Raw genomic sequence first — 2,230 nt, 5'->3', positions numbered from 1 at the left:
GTTCGTCGTCGCGGCCGCGCTGATGCTGGTCGCCTCGGCGCTGGTGCGCACGCTGCCGGTGCATCCGCCCGCCGTGCAGATGAGCTATCGCCGATTGCTCGGCTCGGTCGTCGCGATCATCCGCGAGGAGCCGGTGCTGCGGCTGCGGATGGCCTACGGGATGCTCACCTACGCCTCTTTCGGGGTGTTTTGGACCAGCATCGGGTTCATGCTCGCCGGCGGGATCTACCACTGGTCCGACGGGCAGATCGGGCTGTTCACCCTGTTCGGTGTGGCCGGGGCGCTGGCCGCGAAATTCGCCGGCACGCTGGCCGACCGGGGCTATGCCCGTTGGCAGACCGGGGTTTTCATCGCCGTGACCGCGCTGAGCTTCCTGCTGCTGTGGACCGGCCAGAGCCGGGTCGCGCTGCTCGCGATCGGGGTGGCGCTGCTGGACCTGGGGATCCAGGGCACGCACATCAGCAACCAGAGCGTGTTCTATCCGCTGCGGCCCGCAGCGCGAAGCCGGCTCAACACCGCGTACATGACCGGCTACTTCGCCGCCGGTTCGTTGGGCAGCGTGGCCTCGGCCGTCGTCTACGGGGCGTGGGGCTGGGGCGCGGTCTGTGTGCTCGGCGCCGTCTTTCCGGTCATCGGGACACTGGTCTGGATCGGTGAGGTCTGGGCGCAGCGTTGTTACGCTCGCCGTTGACTAATCGCCGGTCGGCAGGAGCAATGGTGATCTTCATCGTGGTGAAATTCGAGACCAAACCCGAGTGGGCCGAGCGCTGGCCGCAGCTGGTCGCGGACTTCACCGAGGCCACCCGCGCCGAAGAGGGCAACCTGTGGTTCGAGTGGTCACGCAGCCTGGACAACCCCGAGGTGTACGTGCTGGTCGAAGCGTTTCGCGACGGCGCGGCCGGCAGTGCGCACGTCAACAGCGAGCACTTCGCCCGGGCGATGGCCGAGATGCCACAGGCGCTGGTGTCGACCCCGAAGATCATCAGCCAGCAGCTCGACGCGACGGACTGGTCGCTGATGGGGGAGCTGACGATCGACTGACAGGCCGTCTGCGAGTGAAGTGACGGTGTCCGTAATACGACCTAGGATCGTTGTATGACAATGATCAGTTTCCGGGCGGACGACGCCGATGTGGCGGAGGCCGAGCAGTGGGCTCGGCGACTGGACATCGATCGCTCTGAACTCCTCCGTGACGCACTGCGGCGCCACTTGGCCTCACTGGCGGCCGATCGCGACGTGCAGGCGTACGACGAGCAACCCGTCACCGACGACGAGAGCGCCTTTGCCGAGGTCGCCGATTGGGGGCCGGCGGAGGACTGGGCGGACTGGGCCGATGCGACACGGTGAGTTGTGGTTCGCGGCCGCCCCCGGTGGTGACCGGCCGGTGCTCGTTCTCACCAGGGATCCAGTCGCTGAGCGGATCGGCTCGGTGGTGGTTGCGGCACTGACCCGCACCCGCAGGGGGCTGGTGTCGGAGTTGGAATTGACCACCGCGGACGACGGGGTGCCCAGCGACTGCGTCGTCAATTTCGATAACATTCACACGTTGCCGCGCAACGCCTTTCGACGGCGGATCATCCGGCTGTCGCCGGTACGCATGCAGCAGGCCTGCCGCACACTGCGGGCGAGCACAGGCTGCTGATCAAGACCCGACGACGACGATCTCGCGGCCCAGGTGATAGCCGGGGGTCAGCGGCAGGATGTCGCCACTCCAGAACGACCCGGGGTCGAACCAGTTCGCGTTCTTGTCGGTCGACAGCAGGCCCATCTCCTCGTAGGTGATGGCCACCGTCTCGGCGCAGTAGGCGGTTTGCAGCGCCACTTTGCTGTTGCGCGCCTTGCGGCGCTGGCTGATCTCGCGCGCTTTGCGCTCCAGGACGGGAATGCCACGGGTCCAGTCACCCAGGGTCGGCAGCCGGCCGCGCAGCCACCGGCCGGTGAGCCGCGCCGTGGTGGGAAACGCCGTGCCGTCCATCCGGGCGATCGCCTGCAGCAGCCGGTCTTCTTGCTTGCGAGTGATGGTTCCGTCGAGCTGACGGAACCAGCACCGCTGCTCGTAGCGGCCCGTCCACTGTTCGACGGCGGCCCGCGCATCGTTGAGCTGCACCCCGCGGTGGTTGGTGCCGGTCCAGAAGTCGAGCAGCTTGTCCCCGAGTTCCGCATGCCAGATCAGCGGCGGCAGGTCGTCGAGGGCCACCGTCATCCCGACGTGGTTCACCGGGGCGTTGGA

5 protein-coding genes are annotated in these 2,230 nt (G+C 67.5%); 4 read left to right on the top strand and 1 reads right to left on the bottom strand.

From position 1 onward, the window contains the following. The 4 genes from A5648_RS19230 to A5648_RS19215 all read left to right on the top strand — a co-directional run. Positions 1-691: MFS transporter (locus A5648_RS19230; protein ID WP_131810599.1), on the top strand; the 691-nt coding region annotated here is incomplete at its 5' end. Between the two features lie 26 nt (positions 692-717). Then, positions 718-1,041, top strand: coding sequence for a putative quinol monooxygenase (locus A5648_RS19225; RefSeq protein ID WP_065026080.1), 324 nt, complete (start codon positions 718-720; stop codon positions 1,039-1,041). Between the two features lie 60 nt (positions 1,042-1,101). Then, positions 1,102-1,347 (top strand): ribbon-helix-helix protein, CopG family, encoded by a 246-nt coding sequence (locus A5648_RS19220; RefSeq protein WP_109470856.1) that lies wholly within the window; start codon positions 1,102-1,104, stop codon positions 1,345-1,347. Next, on the top strand, positions 1,334-1,642 hold the full coding sequence (locus A5648_RS19215) for a type II toxin-antitoxin system PemK/MazF family toxin (RefSeq protein WP_065026078.1): 309 nt from the start codon (positions 1,334-1,336) through the stop codon (positions 1,640-1,642). The genes A5648_RS19220 and A5648_RS19215 overlap by 14 nt, the downstream gene beginning before the upstream one ends. Here A5648_RS19215 and A5648_RS19210 read toward each other — a convergent pair. Next, on the bottom strand, positions 1,643-2,230 hold a 588-nt coding region (locus A5648_RS19210; protein WP_065026077.1), incomplete at its 5' end, for a guanylate cyclase. It lies immediately after the preceding gene.

It is taken from the genome of Mycolicibacter sinensis, assembly GCF_001673565.1.
GTDB lineage: Bacteria > Actinomycetota > Actinomycetes > Mycobacteriales > Mycobacteriaceae > Mycobacterium > Mycobacterium sinense_C.
Note: the sequence above shows the minus strand (reverse complement) of the source record. Positions and strands in the feature narration are given on the sequence as shown.